18 protein-coding genes are annotated in these 17621 nt (G+C 55.9%); 5 read left to right on the top strand and 13 right to left on the bottom strand.

Going from position 1 to position 17621, the window contains the following annotated elements:
• The first annotated feature begins 50 nt into the window (after positions 1-50).
• Both NQ842_RS04430 and NQ842_RS04435 read left to right on the top strand, forming a co-directional pair.
• Positions 51-656, top strand: coding sequence for a hypothetical protein (locus tag NQ842_RS04430; protein ID WP_050860577.1), 606 nt, complete (start codon positions 51-53; stop codon positions 654-656).
• Positions 657-670: 14 nt separating this feature from the next.
• Entirely contained in the window at positions 671-1144 is a 474-nt protein-coding gene (locus NQ842_RS04435) for a hypothetical protein (protein WP_223813278.1), read from the top strand.
• Between the two features lie 48 nt (positions 1145-1192).
• Here NQ842_RS04435 and rpoD read toward each other — a convergent pair whose 3' ends face one another.
• The 3 genes from rpoD to rpsU all read right to left on the bottom strand — a co-directional run bounded on the left by rpoD (position 1193) and on the right by rpsU (position 5271).
• Positions 1193-3040 (bottom strand): RNA polymerase sigma factor RpoD, encoded by a 1848-nt coding sequence (rpoD, locus tag NQ842_RS04440; RefSeq protein WP_013098777.1) that lies wholly within the window; start codon positions 3038-3040, stop codon positions 1193-1195.
• 153 nt (positions 3041-3193) lie between these two features.
• A complete protein-coding gene (gene dnaG / locus NQ842_RS04445) occupies positions 3194-4939 on the bottom strand; it encodes a DNA primase (RefSeq protein WP_373371035.1) in 1746 nt (581 codons plus the stop codon).
• Between the two features lie 116 nt (positions 4940-5055).
• The gene (gene rpsU / locus NQ842_RS04450; protein WP_001144069.1) at positions 5056-5271 is read right to left on the bottom strand and encodes a 30S ribosomal protein S21; all 216 of its coding nucleotides are present in this window, start codon (positions 5269-5271) and stop codon (positions 5056-5058) included.
• Between the two features lie 236 nt (positions 5272-5507).
• On the opposite strand from rpsU, the gene tsaD reads away from it, so the two are divergent.
• Positions 5508-6521, top strand: coding sequence for a tRNA (adenosine(37)-N6)-threonylcarbamoyltransferase complex transferase subunit TsaD (gene tsaD, locus NQ842_RS04455; protein WP_014833323.1), 1014 nt, complete (start codon positions 5508-5510; stop codon positions 6519-6521).
• Positions 6522-6813: 292 nt separating this feature from the next.
• Entirely contained in the window at positions 6814-8826 is a 2013-nt protein-coding gene (locus NQ842_RS04460) for a S8 family serine peptidase (RefSeq protein ID WP_257256549.1), read from the top strand.
• Between the two features lie 35 nt (positions 8827-8861).
• Here NQ842_RS04460 and ureG read toward each other — a convergent pair whose 3' ends face one another.
• From ureG to NQ842_RS04505, 9 genes are all read right to left on the bottom strand, one after another.
• Positions 8862-9479 (bottom strand): urease accessory protein UreG, encoded by a 618-nt coding sequence (ureG, locus tag NQ842_RS04465; protein WP_003862566.1) that lies wholly within the window; start codon positions 9477-9479, stop codon positions 8862-8864.
• 9 nt (positions 9480-9488) lie between these two features.
• Positions 9489-10163: an urease accessory protein UreF gene (locus NQ842_RS04470; protein WP_257256550.1), complete on the bottom strand. Its 675-nt coding sequence runs from the start codon at positions 10161-10163 to the stop codon at positions 9489-9491.
• Positions 10163-10702 (bottom strand): HupE/UreJ family protein, encoded by a 540-nt coding sequence (locus NQ842_RS04475; RefSeq protein WP_257256551.1) that lies wholly within the window; start codon positions 10700-10702, stop codon positions 10163-10165. Before NQ842_RS04475 ends, NQ842_RS04470 begins: the two co-directional genes overlap by 1 nt.
• A 9-nt stretch (positions 10703-10711) precedes the next feature.
• Complete coding sequence (gene ureE, locus NQ842_RS04480) at positions 10712-11176, bottom strand: urease accessory protein UreE (RefSeq protein WP_257256904.1); 465 nt, start codon at positions 11174-11176, stop codon at positions 10712-10714.
• Positions 11177-11185: 9 nt separating this feature from the next.
• On the bottom strand, positions 11186-12889 hold the full coding sequence (gene ureC / locus NQ842_RS04485; RefSeq protein ID WP_014833317.1) for an urease subunit alpha: 1704 nt from the start codon (positions 12887-12889) through the stop codon (positions 11186-11188).
• Positions 12882-13196, bottom strand: a complete 315-nt coding sequence (locus NQ842_RS04490) for an urease subunit beta (protein WP_014833316.1) — start codon at positions 13194-13196, stop codon at positions 12882-12884. Before NQ842_RS04490 ends, ureC begins: the two co-directional genes overlap by 8 nt.
• A gap of 10 nt (positions 13197-13206) precedes the next feature.
• Positions 13207-13509 carry an urease subunit gamma gene (locus NQ842_RS04495; protein ID WP_003862556.1) on the bottom strand — a complete coding sequence of 101 codons (303 nt, stop codon included), beginning with the start codon at positions 13507-13509 and terminating at the stop codon, positions 13207-13209.
• Positions 13510-13519: 10 nt separating this feature from the next.
• The gene (locus NQ842_RS04500) at positions 13520-14347 is read right to left on the bottom strand and encodes an urease accessory protein UreD (protein WP_257256552.1); all 828 of its coding nucleotides are present in this window, start codon (positions 14345-14347) and stop codon (positions 13520-13522) included.
• Between the two features lie 148 nt (positions 14348-14495).
• A complete protein-coding gene (locus tag NQ842_RS04505; RefSeq protein ID WP_257256553.1) occupies positions 14496-15509 on the bottom strand; it encodes an alpha/beta hydrolase in 1014 nt (337 codons plus the stop codon).
• Between the two features lie 148 nt (positions 15510-15657).
• Here NQ842_RS04505 and NQ842_RS04510 point away from each other — a divergent pair, with 148 nt between their 5' ends.
• Positions 15658-16080, top strand: coding sequence for a MarR family winged helix-turn-helix transcriptional regulator (locus NQ842_RS04510; protein WP_014833313.1), 423 nt, complete (start codon positions 15658-15660; stop codon positions 16078-16080).
• Between the two features lie 40 nt (positions 16081-16120).
• Here the strand turns inward: NQ842_RS04510 and NQ842_RS04515 are convergent, their stop codons facing one another.
• Positions 16121-17587, bottom strand: a complete 1467-nt coding sequence (locus NQ842_RS04515) for an MFS transporter (protein WP_063411992.1) — start codon at positions 17585-17587, stop codon at positions 16121-16123.
• Positions 17588-17621 lie beyond the last annotated feature (34 nt).

A 17621-nucleotide genomic window follows, 5' to 3' on the forward strand; every position in this document is an offset into this window, starting at 1 on the left:
CAATTTTTCTTTAAATAAACACAATCTCATCATGTAAAGAGGAACTGAAAATGTCACAACAATACACGCTTACTTTTCAAAACAACACGCGTAACTACGGCAAAATTTGTGTCTACCAGACTGCACCGGATATTGCCGACCCGCAGCTGATGTCTCTGGCATGGTTTACCGAACCCGCGCACCCAACTACCCGCGTTCAGTTTACGTGGACCATTGATTATGCGTTTATCTGGGATGAGACCGGTCCGCTGGTACCTGGTGTGAAATTTGATGCATCACAAACCTGGCCTGCCGATCTTACTAAGAATAACAGCGTTACGCTGACCACTTCCCGTAATGCATTAACCTTCCGGGATCAGGTAACCGGCGGACGTCCGGGCACGCTTTATGTCCATAACGATAATACGGTGCCCTTTGATCAGGTCTCCGTGGGTATCGCCATGTCGGGAGCCGGTACTTTTGCCAAAGAGGCGCAGCCTAATTTGCAGTTCTCCTATACGCCGCATCCCGTTTATTGGGTGACCTTCGGTGATTATGAAACGGGTGAAGTGCTGGATACGGAGAGCATTACTAACGCCCAGCAAATCAGTTTTAACCCTAACGTCTATAACGTGGATGTCGTGCTGAACCTCGACAACACCTGGACGGTTAAATAATTCAGAGGAGTGTGATGATGATTATTGTCGTATGTACTGACGATCCTGAACTGGTGGAGATTGCCGCCGAATCCGTCCTCAATGAGCCGGAGGTTTTTCTCAGTTACTATAAAATTTTCCACAGTGCTATTCCGCCGCTGGGTTTCGAAGAAGATCTGTTTATTATTGCCCATGGGGCGTTCCAGGGTGATGAAGGCAGGCCGGTGATCGGCGACCGGGATGGTGACCGGGACTTTTATCTCAATGGCGAGCAGTGCTTTATCAATATCCGGTCTCTGATCCCACCTGGATATAAAGGTAAGGTTTATGTCGATGCCTGCCAGTCGGCCACAGATTCGCAAAAAATCGACAGCTTTATTACCACGTTGCAGGTGCAGTTCCTGCTGAATTCGCTGAATACTCATGTCTATGGGATTAATGGCGACAGCTCGGGACTGATTCCGCTTCCCGACGATCTAAACTGGCGTCCGGCGAAGATTTTGCGGTAAAAAAAAGCCCCGATCATAAATCGGGGCTTCATTCTGCATGGCTGCAGATTAATCGTCCAGGAAGCTACGCAGCACTTCAGAGCGGCTCGGATGGCGCAGTTTACGCAGCGCCTTCGCTTCGATCTGACGGATACGTTCGCGGGTAACATCGAATTGTTTACCCACTTCTTCCAGCGTGTGGTCGGTATTCATATCAATACCGAAACGCATACGCAGTACTTTCGCTTCACGGGCGGTCAGACCAGCCAGCACATCGTGCGTGGCAGCACGCAGGCTCTCGGTGGTGGCAGAGTCCAGCGGCAGCTCGAGGGTAGTATCCTCGATGAAATCACCCAGATGCGAATCTTCATCATCACCGATTGGTGTTTCCATGGAGATTGGCTCTTTGGCGATCTTCAGCACTTTGCGGATCTTGTCTTCCGGCATCAGCATGCGTTCAGCCAGCTCTTCCGGCGTCGGCTCGCGGCCCATCTCCTGCAGCATCTGTCGGGAAATACGGTTGAGCTTGTTGATGGTCTCAATCATATGCACCGGAATACGGATGGTGCGCGCCTGATCTGCGATAGAGCGGGTAATCGCCTGACGGATCCACCAGGTCGCATAGGTGGAGAACTTGTAACCACGACGGTATTCAAACTTATCTACCGCTTTCATCAGACCGATGTTGCCTTCCTGAATCAGATCCAGGAACTGCAGACCGCGGTTGGTGTATTTCTTGGCGATAGAGATAACCAGACGTAAGTTTGCTTCAACCATCTCTTTCTTCGCACGGCGGGCTTTCGCTTCACCGATGGACATACGACGGTTGATGTCTTTAACCTGCTCAATGGTCAGGCCGGTCTCTTCTTCAATCTGCTGCAGCTTCTGCAGACCGCGATGCACGTCTTCTTTCACGTCGTGCAGTTTTTCAGACCACGGCTTGTTCATCGCGATAGCCGCGTTGAACCAGGTTTCGCTGGTTTCGTTGCCGGTGAAGAGGGTGATGAAGTTCTTCTTCGGCATTTTGCACTGCTCAACGCACAGCTTCATGATGATGCGTTCCTGGGTACGTACGCGATCCATCATCACGCGCATGCTGTTCACCAGGTAGTCGAACTGTTTTGGCACCAGGCGGAACTGTTTGAAGACTTCAGACAGTTTCAGGATCTCTTCCTGGGCAGCAGCGTGACTGCGACCTTTGGCTTTGATGGTGTCACGCGTCACTTCGTACTGGGTACGCAGTTCGGCGAACTTCTCACGTGCCAGTTCCGGGTCGATGCTGTTGTCATCATCGGCGCTGTCGTCGTCGCTCTCTTCTTCATCTTCGTCTTCGTCGTCATCCATCTCTTCCTGAGACAGTTCAGAACCGACGTGAGTGGCGGTTGGCGCCATATCTTCTTCAGCGTTCGGGTCGACAAAACCGGTGATCAGATCGGACAGGCGCGCTTCTTCCGCTTCAACGCGATCGTACTGCTCCAGCAGATAGGTGATCGCTTCCGGGTACTCAGCAACAGAGCACTGAACCTGGTTGATCCCGTCTTCGATGCGTTTTGCGATGTCAATTTCGCCTTCGCGGGTCAACAGTTCAACGGTACCCATTTCGCGCATGTACATGCGGACCGGGTCAGTGGTACGCCCGATTTCAGATTCCACGCTGGACAGTACCTGTGCAGCAGCTTCTTCCGCATCTTCGTCAGTGTTGTTGGAGGTTTCAGCCAGCAACAGATCATCGGCATCCGGTGCTTCTTCCATCACCTGAATGCCCATGTCATTGATCATTTGGATGATGTCTTCGATTTGATCTGAATCGACGATATCTTCCGGCAGATGGTCATTGACCTCGGCATAGGTCAGATAGCCTTGCTCCTTACCACGTTGGACAAGAAGTTTCAGCTGTGACTGCGGGTTTTGCTCCATAAGACGGTATCCACACTTAATTCGTTTGATTGGTGTCGGCGATGGTTTGCCAACCTTTAAAGCGAGGGCGTACTTATATTTTTGCCGCTGCCTCTCAGTGCGGCTGCCGGGGGCTTCCCGATCGATATTCGGCACTTAAGCCGTTAAATTCTTTTATTTCTTCGCCAGTTCCTGGTTAATCATCCACAGTTCCCGGCGTTCTTCGCTGCTTAAGCCGTGTGTGCGCTCGCGAGCAATCAACTCTTCCTGGCGCAACTCAAGCATCGAATCAAACATATGGTTGAGTGAGTCGGTGAACGTTTTTTCTGCAATGTCCTTATCTGCTATATCGTCCCACATCGACAATTTTTCAAGGGTAGCGGCCTCTTTTGTGCCGCGATAATGTTCTAAAAGTTGTCCGGTGGTCAGACCTGGCTGAGACAAACATGTGTTGACCAGTTCTGAAAATAAGCCCAGCCCGGGCAATTTTTCGTGGTTCAAACCCGCCAGCGATGGCACTTGCGGCGCAAGTTCGGGGTTTTGGACCAGTAACCCTATCAGTATACGCATGGTTGTGCGTTTTAGCTGAGGCGCGGGGCGAACCGTGCCGTTTTCAGCCTGTTTTGGCATTAAACGTTCAAGCTGGCTGTCATCCAGAATGCCGAGCTTGTTGCCTAACTCCTGACGCAGATAGATGCGCAGCGTTTCGCCGGGCACCTGGCTAATTAATGGCAGCGCCAGCGTGCTGAGCTGCGCGCGCCCGTCAGGAGTACTCAAATCAACCTGCGGCATCAGGCTGTTAAACAAGAACGTGGAGAGCGGCTGAGCCTGCTCCATCCGCGCTTCAAACGCCGCTTTGCCCTCTTTACGCACCAGCGTATCCGGGTCTTCACCGTCGGGCAGGAACATAAAGCGTAACTGCCGCCCGTCGGTCATATAAGGTAGCGCAGTTTCCAGCGCACGCCAGGCGGCATCGCGCCCTGCACGGTCACCGTCGTAACAGCAGATGACGTTGTTGGTCACCCGAAACAGCAGCTGAATATGATCGGCCGTGGTGGAGGTACCCAACGAGGCCACCGCGTAATTGATGTCGTACTGCGCCAGCGCAACGACATCCATATACCCTTCGACGACCAGAAGGCGCGGAGGTTCCGCATTCGCCTGCTGCGCTTCATAAAGGCCGTAAAGCTGGCGGCCCTTATGGAAAATGTCGGTCTCCGGGGAGTTGAGGTACTTGGGCAGCGCATCACCCAGCACGCGCCCCCCAAAACCAATCACCCGGCCACGCTTGTCGCGGATCGGGAACATCACCCGTTCGCGGAAGCGGTCGTAGCTTCGTCCCTGGTCGTTGGTGACCAGCATGCCTGCGTCGATCAGCGATTTACGATCTTCGCTATTGCCGCCAAAACGCTTTAACACGTTGTCCCAGCCGGGCGGGGCGTAACCAATAGCGAAACGCGCAATAACATCTTCGCTCAGTCCGCGCTTGTTCAGATATTGACGCGCAGGCTCAGCCGCAGAGTGCTTAAGAGACTGTTGGTAAAACGAATTCAGGCCATCCATCAGTTGATACAGCGTTTGACGCTGATGGCGCTCTATCTGGCTTGGTCCACTGCCCGCTTCATACGGCACTTCAAGGTTGTGCATCGCGGCCAGCTCTTCGACAGTTTCAACGAACTCGAGCTTGTCATAGTTCATTAAAAAATCGACGGCATTACCGTGTGCGCCACAGCCGAAGCAATGGTAAAACTGCTTTTCACCGTTGACGGTGAAGGAGGGGGTTTTTTCGTTATGGAAAGGACAGCACGCATGGTAGTTCTTGCCCTGCTTTTTCAGCTTTACCCGCGCGTCGATGAGATCGACGATGTCGGTTCTTGCCAGCAGGTCATTGATGAAAACGCGTGGGATTCGTCCGGCCATATGCCCCAAAAGTTTTTAGCAACTCATAAACGAAAACAAGCCGCGCATTCCTTCCGGAAGCACGGCCTTACGACTATTACTCTGTCTGTCAATTGAGGACTATCGCCCTCAACGGATTAGTACAGACGAGTACGGCGTGCGTTTTCGCGAGCCAGTTTCTTCGCGTGACGTTTCACTGCAGAAGCTTTAGCGCGCTTACGTTCAGTCGTTGGTTTTTCATAGAACTCACGACGACGAACTTCAGCCAGAACACCTGCTTTCTCGCATGAACGTTTGAAGCGACGCAGTGCTACGTCGAACGGCTCGTTTTCACGTACTTTAATTACCGGCATGTAACTCTCACCTTTGATAAATTCGGTTTGCCGCTGGCATCAACGCCAGCTTATTTCAAAATGGTGCGGAATTTTACTGCAAATGCTGCTGCTTTGTAAAGCACCGACGCGTTTTTGAAAGGGACTTTTATAAGGGGGAAGAGTATACACGAGCGGATGTCCTGGGGCGAACAAAGTTTTACATCAACCCGCCCAGGCTCTACACTGCGCGGTACTGAAACGAGGTAAAACAAGTCATGCGTGTACTGGGTATTGAAACATCCTGCGATGAAACCGGCATCGCCATTTACGACGACGAAAAAGGGCTTCTTGCCAACCAACTGTATAGTCAGGTGAAATTGCATGCTGACTACGGCGGCGTCGTGCCTGAACTGGCCTCTCGTGACCACGTGCGTAAAACGGTTCCCCTGATTCAGGCGGCGCTGAAAGAGGCCGGATTGAACTCAACTGATATTGATGCCGTCGCCTACACGGCAGGCCCGGGTCTGGTCGGCGCGCTGCTGGTCGGTGCCACGGTGGGCCGTTCCCTGGCCTTCGCGTGGGATGTTCCGGCCATTCCGGTTCACCATATGGAAGGGCATCTTCTGGCACCGATGCTGGAAGAGAATCCGCCCGAATTCCCGTTTGTGGCGCTGCTGGTCTCAGGCGGCCATACCCAGCTGATTAGCGTGACCGGCATCGGCAAGTATGAGCTGTTGGGCGAGTCGATTGATGACGCCGCCGGAGAAGCCTTCGACAAAACCGCCAAGCTGCTGGGGCTGGATTACCCGGGTGGCCCGATGCTCTCGAAAATGGCGTCGCAGGGTACGGAAGGGCGTTTTGTCTTCCCGCGTCCGATGACCGACCGTCCGGGGCTGGATTTCAGCTTCTCTGGCCTGAAAACCTTTGCCGCCAATACCATCCGCAATAATGACGACAGCGAGCAGACCCGTGCGGATATCGCCCGTGCGTTCGAAGATGCGGTGGTCGATACGCTGATGATCAAGTGCAAACGCGCGCTGGATCAGACCGGTTTTAAGCGCCTGGTCATGGCGGGTGGCGTTAGCGCTAACCGCACGCTGCGCACGAAGCTGGCGGAGATGATGCAAAAACGTCGCGGGGAAGTGTTCTATGCGCGTCCGGAATTCTGTACCGATAACGGGGCGATGATCGCCTACGCCGGAATGGTACGCCTGAACGCTGGCGCAACGTCCGATCTGAGCGTCTCCGTGCGTCCTCGCTGGCCGCTGGCGGAGTTGCCAGAGGCGTGACAATTCACCGCCCGAATGTCAGACATTCGGGCGGAGATAAGCAGGCAGTGAAGCTTCATTACTCTATTAGAGCAAATTATTTTATAACCCCCGCATTTTCACCGACTCAATAATTCAACGGATATTTTTATTTTATTCGTTCCTTGCTTATTATTGCCTTATCCTGGTTGACATATTTCCCAATCTATTTTGACTATTTTTACCCTGCGTTTTTATTGGCTGTGATGGGGAGTTAATTCATCCTGTAAAAAGGAACTCCCTCATCAAAATGTCATAAAGGAACGTTGGCGAAATGAAAAAAAGTCTTCTCTCACTCTTAATATGTGCGGCAGTGACATGTTCTGCCTTTGCTGAAACCACGCCACAGGCAGAGTTTGCCCAGGACGGCGAATCCTATATTGCGATTGTGGTGAAGCTGAAGCCGGGCAAACCGTTGCTCAAATCCACCAGTACAACCACAACCACGGCAAATACGCTGACGCTGAGCGACCCCGCTCTGGTGCCGACCAGTATGTTCCGTCCAAATAAACTGCGCAGTACCCAATCTGATGAGTTTGCACAGCTGAATGCACGCTACGGTTTTGATCGTTATGTGCGGATTGATTTGCCGGAAAATAAAAGCACCGATAAAAATTATATCAATCGCGTCATTACGGAACTGGAACAAAACCAGAATGTGGAAATAGTCTACCCGGAAAGCGTCCCGGTATCATTAGATAAATACAGTGGTGAAGAACATCAAAATAAGCCACCATTAAAATCAACGGTGCAAAGCTCGGTGGGGGCATCGTCAGTACCAGACTTTCGTAGCCAGCAATATTACACTAAATCGCCCACTGACAAACGTCAGGGCTATTATATGGGCGGCGTCAATCGGGACAGTGTGAATAAATATCCTGGCAACGAAGGAGAAGGTGTCACGATTATCTCCATGGAGAACGATATCTGGAACGTCAACCATATCAACCTGCCGAAGCCAGCTCTGATTCAGGGCAGCAATAAATATGTTGACGATCATGATACGGCTTCAGTGGGGATTATGGCGGCAAGAGACATTGGCGCAGGCGTCCGTGGGCTTAGCTGGAAAAGCCGCGTGGGCTTCAGCGACTGGCACTATAACAACCTCTATAACATGATCCCGTTGCTCAAAGCAGGCGATGTCGTACAGATTGGCATGCAGACCGGCGGCGGTGAGATCACAGGGTGCACCACAACCTGCTACGTGCCGCAGGAGAATGTGCAGAGCTACTACGACATCATCAAGGCTCTCACCGATAAAGGCGTCTATGTCATTGAAGCGGCAGGGAACGGCAACGTTAACCTCGATCATAGTGCGTTTAACGGTAAATTTGACGTTAATGTCCGCGATTCCGGGGCCATCATTGCCGGTGCGTTTTGTGCGAAGGAGGGTAAGAGAGCCTACTTCAGTACCTACGGATCGCGCGTCACCAGTTCGTCATGGGGATGCTGGGATGTGGTCAGCGCGGGCTTTGGCAACCTTTATAATGCGCCAAACGCACAGTATACGTCGACGTTCGCCGGCACGTCGTCTGCGAACCCGATTATTGCCGGCGTGGTCGCGAGCCTGTCGGGCATTGCGAAAGCCAATGGTATCACCGTGACGCCGCGTCAGATGCGTCAGATTCTGGCGGAGACCGGTACGCCGCTGGCGAACGGGGAGTCGGCGAAAGTGGGTACACAGCCTGACATGGAGCGCGCGGTAGCCCGCATTATGGCGCTGAAAGACGGTAACACGCCTGTCGCGCCGGCTCCAACGGCTGCGGCAGGGGCAGATTACACCATGGTGTCACCGGCCACTGGCGTGAGCACCTACCCGCTGGACGGCAGCAAGAGCCTGAATGCCAAATCCTATAACTGGAGCGTGACGAAAGGGGCTGAAACCTTCTCACTGGAGGCGAAACTAAACGGCACGCTGGTGAAGAGCGTGGATAGCGCGCATGCCTATGCCGTCATTCCGGCCAACAGCGAGGGAGAAGCGGTCTTCACGCTGACCACAACCGGCGCAGACGGCCGTACCGCGACGGACAGCATGACCATTAAGGTCACTAAGCCTGCGGTACCCGCGAAAGACGACACCCCGGCAAAAGACGATACGCCGGTAAAACCTGCTGCACCGGCCTATAACGCCAAAATTGCTTACCCGACCAAATGCACCAAAGTCTCTTACAACGGAAAAATTTGGTTCAACCAGTGGTATGTCAACCCGGGCCAGGAAACCCCGGGAACCGGCGGGCAGTGGGGCGCATGGCGTGAACAGGGCGCTTCCAATAACAGCTGTAAATAACCCACACGGCCTGGCATTGCGCCAGGCCGGTTTATTCAGATCCGCAGCATGCCTTTTTCTTCCAGAAACGCAATAATCGTCGCCAGACCATCCCCCGCTTTCAGGTTGGTAAAGGTCCACGGACGCTCGCCGCGCATGCGGTTGGTGTCGCGCTCCATCACCTCCAGTGAGGCGCCAACGTAGGGGGCCAGGTCGGTTTTGTTGATCACCAGAAAATCGGATTTGGTGATCCCCGGCCCGCCCTTGCGCGGGATCTTCTCCCCTTCGGCCACGTCGATCACGTAAATGGTCAGATCCGCCAGCTCCGGGCTGAAGGTGGCGCTCAGGTTATCGCCGCCGCTTTCAACGAAGATCAGATCCAGGTTACCGAACTTCTCGCTGAGCGCTTCCACTGCGGCCAGGTTCATTGACGCATCTTCGCGGATGGCGGTGTGCGGGCAGCCGCCGGTCTCCACCCCGACGATGCGCTCCGGCTCAAGCGCGCCTGCTTCGGTCAGGATGCGCTGATCCTCTTTGGTGTAGATATCATTCGTCACCACCGCCAGGTGATACGTGTCGCGCATTGCCTTGCAGAGCGCTTCCAGCAGCGCGGTTTTACCCGACCCCACCGGGCCACCCACGCCCACGCGCAGGGGATGTTTGTAATCAGCCATGTTGCTTCCTCAGGAACGGAATAGTCGTGAATATTGTGTTTCGTGGCGCGCAGAGGCGATGGCGGACAGCGGCGTCGCCGCGCCCAGTGCCTCATCGTCACGTAAAAATGCCTGTTCAAACCGGGCAGCAAAATGATCGCTCAGTTCGATAATCAGCCGCTGCGCGGCCTGTTGCCCAAACGGCACCAGCTTGACGCCGGCCATCACCGCGCTCTCAATCCAGCTGTAGCCCAGACTCAGGGCCATCTCGTGCGCGCTAATCCCCCAACGCACGCCGAGCCACGCCATGCCGCTGAGCTGGCTCTGCATAAACAGCGGCTGCCACGGGGCCGGACAGTCCGGCTCCCAGCTTTTGATGAGCCGCGTAAAGGCGGCGCCGCGATTGCGTTCTTCTTCCCGCAGTTCACGGGTTTCCCGACAGGCGAGCAGATATGACGTCCAGCGTTTTGCTGCCGCCAGATCGCCCTCTTCACAGGCCCGGTAGAGCCGGGCAAACAGCGGCAGGTCGACGCAGAAAAAGCTCTGCTCCATCTGCAGGGTTTGCCAGTTTTTGAACGCCTCTGCGTCGGTAACCCAGCCTGTCTCGACGGCCCACTCCAGCCCCTGTGACCAGGTAAACGACCCGACCGGCAGGCTGCTGCTGGAGAGCTGCATCAGGCGCAGACGCTGGCGGGCGAGCTCCATCAGCTCATCAGCGCCAGCAGGGCAGAGACGATAAGCCCGCCGCCAAAAGTTTTACGCAGTCCGTCGTGGCGGCGCAGCAGTAACCCCGCGGCGAAGCTGGCGCACAGCACCGTGGCGCTGGCCAGCATAAAGCCGCTGGTGAAGAGCCAGAAGCTGTGGCCGGACATCTCCACCCCGTGCGCCCAGCCGTGGAACATCGCCAGGGTAGGCACCGCCAGCAGCAGACGATTTTCGGTTTTAAACATCATCACGCCGCAGACGCCCAGCGAGGCGATAATCAGCATCTCCATGCCGCTAAAGCCGCCGAGCAGGCTGCCTGCAATGGCACCGACGAGCATCATCCCGAGGGTGGCAAAAGGCAGCAGCAGCTTGCGGCCGCTCAGCGCGGAGAGCACGCCCGCACCGGCAAGCATCAGCAGGTGATCAAGTCCGGTCAGTGGGTGGAAAAAACCAGCATGGAAGCTGTCGGCACCGTGTCCCGGATGTGCCAGCGCAGGCAGGGAAAAAGCCAGCAGTAACAGGGGTAAGTACTTGCGCATGATGAATCCTTAATGTGAATGAGCGTGAGCGTGGCTATGACTGTGGGCCTCGCTGGTGTAGGCCCCCGCTTCGGGTTCAAACGGCAGGCTGGCGAAGGTTACCGCCAGCCCAAACTGGCGCAGCATGTCGTCGAGGACGTGATCGTGGTGATAGCGCAGCTCGCCGGGCATGATTTGCAGCGGCACGTGGCGGTTACCCAGGTGGTAGCAGGCGCGGGCGAGCAGGAAAGGATCGTCGCAGCGCACCACGGAGACGGACTCCGGGGCGGCAATCACTTCGATCACCTCGCTGCCGTCTTCGTTACAGAGCAGGTCCCCCCCACGCAGCAGCAGGCCGCGCGGCAGCATCAGTCCGGCTTCGCGGCCGTCGTTTAGCGATACGCGGGCGCGGCTTTTCACCCGTACGTCAATCGGCAGCGTGACGCTGGCGGTAATCGGATGCGCATGGTCCAGGCGTTGGGTTAAAAAGATCATCATCACTCCTCAAAACAGGAAATAGCGTTGCGCCATCGGCAGAACGTCAGCCGGTTCGCTGGTTATCAGTTCGCCGTCGACGCGCACTTCATAGGTTTGCGAATCGACGGTGATATTTGGCTGCAGGCCGTTGTGGATCATGTCGGCTTTTTTCACCGTCCGGCAGCCTTTGACCACCGCTGTGGCGCTCTGCAGGTTGAGCTGTTGTGCCATTCCCAGCGCGTCAGCAGCCTGCGAGACAAACGTCAGCCGGGTGGCGTGGCGTGCGGCACCCAGCGCACCAAACATCGGGCGGTAGTGGACCGGTTGCGGCGTGGGAATCGAGGCGTTGATATCGCCCATCGGCGCGCAGGCGATCATCCCGCCCTTGACGATGGTGGCGGGTTTCACGCCAAAGAACGCCGGGGACCAGACCACTAAATCCGCCAGCTTGCCCGCCTCGATGGAGCCCACTTCGTGGGCGATACCGTGGGTAAGTGCCGGGTTAATGGTGTATTTGGCGACGTAGCGCTTCACGCGAAAGTTGTCGTTATCGCCGGTTTCTTCCGGCAGTGCGCCGCGCTGCACCTTCATGCGGTGCGCCACCTGCCAGGTGCGGATAATCACTTCCCCGACGCGGCCCATGGCCTGCGAATCTGAGGAGGTGAGCGAGAATGCGCCGATATCGTGCAGCACATCCTCCGCGGCGATGGTTTCCCGGCGAATACGCGATTCGGCAAAGGCTACGTCCTCGGCGATATCCGGATCGAGGTGGTGGCAGACCATCAGCATGTCGAGATGTTCATCGATGGTATTGACCGTATAGGGCAGCGTCGGGTTGGTGGAGGAGGGCAGAATATTGGGGTGTGCGCAGGCGGTAATAATATCCGGCGCGTGGCCACCGCCTGCTCCTTCAGTGTGGAAAGTATGGATGGTGCGCCCGCCAATGGCGGCCAGCGTGTCTTCGACGAAACCGGATTCGTTCAGCGTGTCGCTGTGCAGCGCCACCTGAATGTCCATCTCTTCCGCCACCTCCAGCGAGCAGTTGATGGCTGCGGGCGTCGCGCCCCAGTCTTCGTGGATCTTAAGCCCGATGGCACCGGCGACTATCTGCTCGCGCAGGGCATCCGGGTTTGAACCGTTACCTTTGCCGAGCAGGCCGATATTCACCGGCAGGGTATCAGCAGCCTGCAGCATACGGGCGATATACCACGGTCCCGGCGTGCAGGTGGTGGCGTTGGTCCCTGCCGCAGGTCCCGTACCGCCGCCGATCATCGTTGTGACGCCGGAAACCAGCGCCTCTTCGGCCTGTTGCGGGCAGATCCAGTGGATGTGGGTGTCGATCCCGCCAGCGGTGACGATCTTCCCTTCAGCGGCGATCACTTCTGTGGCGGCACCGATCGGGATCGTTACGCCAGGCTGAATGTCAGGGTTACCGGCTTTGCCGACGGCGAAGATCCGCCCGTTCTTCACGCCGATATCCGCTTTCACGATCCCCCAGTGATCGACAATCAACGCGTTAGTCAGCACCAGATCCACGCAGTCTTGCGCGGTCATCTGCCCCTGGCCCATGCCGTCGCGGATCACTTTCCCGCCGCCAAATTTAACCTCTTCGCCGTAGACGGTGAGATCGTCTTCCACTTCGATCCACAGCTCACTGTCGGCTAATCGTACTTTATCGCCGGTGGTGGGGCCGAACATATCGGCATAAGCCTGGCGCGAAATTTCAGCCATTTTTCACTTCTCCCATCACATCACCACGGAAACCGAAAATGCGCTGCGCCCCGGTGACCTTAACCAGCGTCACTTCGCGCTTCTGGCCAGGTTCGAAACGCACGGCGGTGCCTGCCGGAATATTCAGCCGGTAGCCTTTGGTGGCTTCCCGGTCAAACTTCAGCGCCGGATTCACCTCGTAAAAGTGGTAGTGCGATCCCACCTGGATCGGCCGGTCACCGTGATTTTCGACGATGACACGCCGGGTTTCGCGCCCGACGTTAAGGGCAATAGTGCCGGGTTGGATCTGATACTCGCCTGGGATCATCACGCGCTCCTTAGACGATCGGGTTATGCACGGTGACGAGCTTTGACCCGTCGGGGAAGGTGGCTTCCACCTGAATATCCGGGATCATCTCCGGTACGCCCTCCATCACCTGGTCGCGCGTCAGGACGTGACGGCCCGCTTCCATCAGTGAGGCGACGGTTTCGCCATCGCGCGCGCCTTCCATAATGAAGGCGCTGATCAGCGCGACCGATTCCGGGTAATTGAGCTTTACCCCGCGCGCAAGGCGGCGTTCGGCAACCAGCGCGGCGGTGAACAGCAACAGCTTGTCTTTTTCTCTGGGGGTCAGTTCCATAACGTTTCTCTTATGTCTGCCAGATACGCGGCGAACAGGCGGTTTTGGTGGTGAGGAGCGGGCGAAGCGACTGCCAGATATCGCGCATCACCCGCTGGCAAATCAGGTTGTCGTGGGAGAGAAAACGCACCGACAGCAGGCCATCGGTGAGCGTTGCCCCGGCATAATTTTCCAGCGGTGCGAGCCGCTCGCGCACCGCGTCGAGGTGATCATCGGTAGCCGGATAGAACAGCAGCGTGCCGATCCACGGATGTCCGGCGACGGGCGTGAGATCGCCGTCGCTAAGATGCTGGCGCTCAATCAGGCGCGGCTCGTCATCTACCCACACCTCAAGACGGCTCTCCAGCGTGCCGTGGCTGAAGGTTTCGTTTATCACCGGGCGGCCCAGGCAGTACAGCTCCCACGCCAGCAGCGTGCTGGAGGCCTTCAGGTGGAAGACGGAGCGCAGTGCGGCATTCGCACCGGGAAAAATAATGGTGTCCTGCGGCAGCCATTCCAGGGTGGCGTCTTCATCGAGATAAAAGTGCTGGCTCAGACGGGCCTGCGGGCCGCTGCTGCGATAGAACTTGCTGGCGCCGGGCATGGTGATAAGCGTATGGCTTTTGGCGTTCAGCCGAACGGAAATGTCCAGCGTATCGCCGCCCACAATCCCGCCGGGCGGATGAAGCAGATAAAGGTGGCAGGTTTCCCCTTCGGGGTAAAACGGACGCTGAACGGTGAGCGGCCCGACGTGATGAGCGGAGTGCAGGAGGGTTTTCTCAGGGGTGTGACAAAACTGCAGGGCAAGCGATGCCTGCCAGCCTTTGTATGTATTATCAGTGACCTGAGCTGCTAACATGCTGCATCCATCTGCTCATCATCGGGGTCGTTTCAGTATGCCCTGGCAGAATTGAAGGCTGTCATATGAGTCGCTTATGGATGGCGTTTAAGACGAAACCAAAAAGCACGCCCCGGGGACGTGCTTTTTAACGAGGATCGCGATGCTGTTATTTCAGGTGCTCATGCAGCGCTGCGCCAGCCTGCTCCAGGGCAACCTTGACCGTCGGCTCTTCGCTCAGTGGATTGAGCAGGCCGTAATCATGGATCATGCCGTTATAGCGCGTGACGGTCACCGGGACGCCAGCTGCATCCAGTTTACGCCCGAAGGCTTCACCTTCATCCCGCAGAACGTCCAGCTCTGCTGTCTGAATCAAGGTCTCCGGGAAACCTTTCAACTGCGCGGTGCTGGCACGAAGCGGAGAGGCCAGGATATTGTTGCGATCGTCAGCGCGGGTGGTGTAGTTATCCCAGAACCATTTCATCATGTTTTTCGACAGGAAATAGCCATTTTCGAACTGGTTATACGAGGCAGTATCGAAATTCGCATCGGTAACTGGCCAGAGCATCACGTTGTAGCGAATTTTGGGGCCGTTGAACTGTTTTGCCTGCAGCGCCACGGAAGCCACCATATTGCCGCCCACACTGTTACCGACCAGACCCAGACGGCTACCATCCACGCCAATTTCCTGACCGTGCGCGGCTACCCATTTTGTCGCTTCATAGGCCTGATTGATTGCCACCGGGAAGTGGGCTTCAGGTGACGGTGTGTAATCGACATAAACCGCAGCGGCGCCGGAAGCGCGAACGAGGTCGCGGATTAAACGTTCGTGGGTTGGGAAATCACCCAGCACCCAACCGCCGCCGTGAAAGAACATAAATGCCGGGAGCGTGCCGCTCGCGTTTTCAGGTTTCACTATTTTCAGTTTGATCGCCTGACCATTTACCTGGATCGTTTTTTCTGAAACGTCAGCGGGGGGAAGTTTTGCGCCCTGCTGCGCGCCAATCAATACCTGACGTGCTTCCTGCGGGGTCATCTGTTCCATCGGTTTCCCTTTCCCGGCATTCAGAACATTAAGAAATGCCTGCACGCCCGCGGTCGGGGTTGGGGTATTGCTGGTTTGAGCGGATGCCGCGGCTGACGCGAAGACGGAAGAAATTAGGATGGCGGTCATTGTTTTCATGGTAGTACCTCTTTAAGCGAGTATTGAACAGTTACCGTATTAAGTAGTGCGCTACTTAGTTGTTGATATAATACTTGCGCGCAAGATACTTTTAGTCAAACTTTATTTATAATTTTTTTTTGATAACAGCTTCAGGGTGGATACAAAAATGAAAGAAAACAAAACATTAGATGATTTACTTTGCTTCTCCCTGTACTCGGTTACCAATGCGTTCGTTCGACAATATCGCCCCTTACTGCAGGAGCTGGACCTCACTTATCCGCAATTTGTTGTTTTGATGGCCCTTTATGAGAAAGACAACATCCCGCTTCGCGATCTGAGCGATAAGACGTTTTTTGATTCGGGTACATTGACTCCGCTCGTACAAAAGCTTGAGGCAAAAGGATTTTTGAACCGTGTTGCCGTGGCTAATGATGAACGGATGAAACACGTCGTTCTGACCGATAAGGCGAATGAACTTAAAAAGCAGGTGATGGCGCTGCCAGACCGGATTCGCTGCAGCATGCGGATGAATGATGATGAGCTTGAGACGCTAAAAAAACTCTCCAGAACGCTGCTGGAAGATTTATAAAAGTCCTTCGGTGGGCTGACCCCACCGAAGTGATACGTAATTACCGGTAATCCTCCGCATCCACATCATACCCGGAGGGTTCCCAGCGGATCGCCAGCAGTGAGGCCAGCCCGATAAACGGCGCCAGGGCGATCACCCAGAAGACGGCGGTATCCAGTGAGGCTACCAGCAGCGGGAACAGGAACAGTGACAGCGTTGAACTGCTGCGCATCAGCGTCTGGTTAAGGCCTACGCCCACGCCGCGCAGCGAGGTCGGGTAGCTGAGGGAAGCGAACGTCATGGTATGCGCGCCTGGCCCAAAACCCTGACCAAACAGGAACAGCGCCAGCATGCCGACGGCAATCACACCCTCTGCCGCGCCTTCAGGCCGCCCTATCAGCGCCAGCCCAAGCAGTGCCACCAGTTGACAGGCGTAGCCCGCAAGTGACATTCGCCAGGCGCCGAAGCGCGGCACGTAGCGGACCGCCAGCAGTCCGCCAACGAAGGCAAACAGCAGGTTAAGCGCGAGCGAAATCAGAATGGTGGTCAGCATCGACTGGACAAAGAAGCTGGAGATGATTACCGGAAGACCAAACGCCACGGCGTTATAGGCGAAGGAAGAGACCACCGACAGCAGCGTGGCGAGCGTGGTGCGGCGTAAATAGATGCCCCGGAACAGGTTCAGGTAGTTCGACCATTTTGCCTTATTGACCACCGGCGCGGGCTGGCTGAGCGCGTCCTGCGGCACGTGGGCATTGATGTTATACGACTGACGTAAAATAGACGCCGCCTCTTTCAGGTTGCCCTGATTTGCCGCCCAGACCGGCGATTCGCTCATATAGCGACTGCGAATGGCGATAATCACCAGCGCAGGCACCGCACCAAAACCGAGGATTAAGCGCCAGAGCCAGTCGCTGTGGCTTGCCGGCAGCACGGCGTAGAAGAAAAGCACCAGCAGGTAAGAGATGCTGATGGCGGCATACCAGGTAGGGCACCACATTGCGACGCTGGAGGCCTTATTACCCGGGCCTTTGAGTTTGGCAAACTCGCTCAGAAAGGCCATCGCCACGGGGAGGTCAATCCCCACGCCGAGCCCCATCACAAAGCGCGCACCCGCCAGCACATATTCGTTTGGTGCCAGTGCGCAGGCGATAGCGGCGACGACAAAGAACACCATGTCGGCCATAAAGACGCGGTAACGCCCGATTTTATCCGTAAGATAGCCGCCAAGCAGCGCCCCGACGATAGCACCAAAGGTAATGGCCGAGGCCACCATGCCGGTGCCTGCAGGGGTTAAATTGAATTCGCGGGTAATGTCTTTGATGCCAAACGCCAGCGCGCCGAGATCGTAGGCATCGAGGAAAATCCCTCCCAGCGCAATACCGACCACAATACGGGCGTTGGTGCGGCCCTGAGAACCGTCGTTAACCAGACGTGAAACGTCCGATGCGTTACGTACCCACTTGATGTCGCCATCCGGGGTGTTTCCTGCCGTTGCAAGGGGAGTGGTGTCTGTGATTTCTGCCATTTTCTTTTTGTGTGGTTGTGTTGTGTCTCTAACA

Origin of the sequence: Enterobacter cloacae complex sp. R_G8 (assembly GCF_024599795.1) — a bacterium.
In the GTDB taxonomy this organism is placed as follows: domain Bacteria; phylum Pseudomonadota; class Gammaproteobacteria; order Enterobacterales; family Enterobacteriaceae; genus Enterobacter; species Enterobacter dissolvens.

Excerpts from the sequence above, each read along its gene's own strand:
- NQ842_RS04430 (WP_050860577.1), top strand. The coding sequence starts at position 51 with ATGTCACAACAATACACGCTTACTTTTCAAAACAACACGCGTAACTAC.
- ureG (WP_003862566.1), bottom strand. The coding sequence starts at position 9,479 with ATGGCTGATTACAAACATCCCCTGCGCGTGGGCGTGGGTGGCCCGGTG.
- NQ842_RS04435 (WP_223813278.1), top strand. The coding sequence starts at position 671 with ATGATGATTATTGTCGTATGTACTGACGATCCTGAACTGGTGGAGATT.
- NQ842_RS04495 (WP_003862556.1), bottom strand. The coding sequence starts at position 13,509 with ATGGAACTGACCCCCAGAGAAAAAGACAAGCTGTTGCTGTTCACCGCC.
- NQ842_RS04510 (WP_014833313.1), top strand. The coding sequence starts at position 15,658 with ATGAAAGAAAACAAAACATTAGATGATTTACTTTGCTTCTCCCTGTAC.
- ureC (WP_014833317.1), bottom strand. The coding sequence starts at position 12,889 with ATGGCTGAAATTTCGCGCCAGGCTTATGCCGATATGTTCGGCCCCACC.
- ureE (WP_257256904.1), bottom strand. The coding sequence starts at position 11,176 with ATGATCTTTTTAACCCAACGCCTGGACCATGCGCATCCGATTACCGCC.
- NQ842_RS04505 (WP_257256553.1), bottom strand. The coding sequence starts at position 15,509 with ATGAAAACAATGACCGCCATCCTAATTTCTTCCGTCTTCGCGTCAGCC.
- NQ842_RS04470 (WP_257256550.1), bottom strand. The coding sequence starts at position 10,163 with ATGGAGCTCGCCCGCCAGCGTCTGCGCCTGATGCAGCTCTCCAGCAGC.
- rpoD (WP_013098777.1), bottom strand. The coding sequence starts at position 3,040 with ATGGAGCAAAACCCGCAGTCACAGCTGAAACTTCTTGTCCAACGTGGT.
- NQ842_RS04500 (WP_257256552.1), bottom strand. The coding sequence starts at position 14,347 with ATGTTAGCAGCTCAGGTCACTGATAATACATACAAAGGCTGGCAGGCA.
- NQ842_RS04460 (WP_257256549.1), top strand. The coding sequence starts at position 6,814 with ATGAAAAAAAGTCTTCTCTCACTCTTAATATGTGCGGCAGTGACATGT.
- NQ842_RS04515 (WP_063411992.1), bottom strand. The coding sequence starts at position 17,587 with ATGGCAGAAATCACAGACACCACTCCCCTTGCAACGGCAGGAAACACC.
- NQ842_RS04475 (WP_257256551.1), bottom strand. The coding sequence starts at position 10,702 with ATGCGCAAGTACTTACCCCTGTTACTGCTGGCTTTTTCCCTGCCTGCG.
- tsaD (WP_014833323.1), top strand. The coding sequence starts at position 5,508 with ATGCGTGTACTGGGTATTGAAACATCCTGCGATGAAACCGGCATCGCC.
- NQ842_RS04490 (WP_014833316.1), bottom strand. The coding sequence starts at position 13,196 with ATGATCCCAGGCGAGTATCAGATCCAACCCGGCACTATTGCCCTTAAC.
- rpsU (WP_001144069.1), bottom strand. The coding sequence starts at position 5,271 with ATGCCGGTAATTAAAGTACGTGAAAACGAGCCGTTCGACGTAGCACTG.
- dnaG (WP_373371035.1), bottom strand. The coding sequence starts at position 4,939 with ATGGCCGGACGAATCCCACGCGTTTTCATCAATGACCTGCTGGCAAGA.